This window comes from Anaerotignum faecicola (assembly GCA_024460105.1).
In the GTDB taxonomy this organism is placed as follows: Bacteria; Bacillota; Clostridia; order Lachnospirales; family Anaerotignaceae; genus JANFXS01.
This window is the reverse complement of the sequence record JANFXS010000459.1, coordinates 1-408: the sequence shown is the minus strand read 5'-3', so window position 1 is coordinate 408 and position 408 is coordinate 1. Positions and strand designations below refer to the sequence as shown.

Here is a 408-nt window from a genome sequence, read left to right as displayed (position 1 = left end):
GTGGAGCCTATGAAGCAGAGCAGCGACGAGCTGTCGAGTTTCACAAAATGCCAGAACATTTAAAAATCGAGCAGGCAGGAATACAGCCTGAAGCAGCCCTTCCGATGATGGAGGACCAGAAATGAATGAAGAAGCGGCAAGAAAGCTGGCAAGGTATCGTGTGGGAGAAGACCAACACATGGGAAAGTCCATGACTGCTGATGAGATTGAACTACGGCGTGGTTATGTACGAAACATGTTGAGAAATGTGCCAGGGTGGAAAGATTTGACTGACGAGCAGCTTGACAGGGTGAGGATTTACCGTACAGGAGAGGACTGGTACGTGGAAGATGCAGATTTCTATGAATACAGATTTTAGGAGGCGACAGACCATGAAAGAGCGTCATGAGCAGATCAGGGATTACATTG

Annotated in this window: 1 protein-coding gene; it reads left to right on the top strand. The window is 47.8% G+C overall.

Going from position 1 to position 408, the window contains the following annotated elements; genetic code table 11:
• The first annotated feature begins 121 nt into the window (after positions 1-121).
• On the top strand, positions 122-358 hold the full coding sequence (locus NE664_14865) for a hypothetical protein (GenBank protein MCQ4727917.1): 237 nt from the start codon (positions 122-124) through the stop codon (positions 356-358).
• Positions 359-408: the final 50 nt, after the last annotated feature.

What these genes read in the sequence shown, in the direction of transcription:
- NE664_14865 (MCQ4727917.1), top strand. Translation starts at nt 122, where the DNA reads ATGAATGAAGAAGCGGCAAGAAAGCTGGCAAGGTATCGTGTGGGAGAA.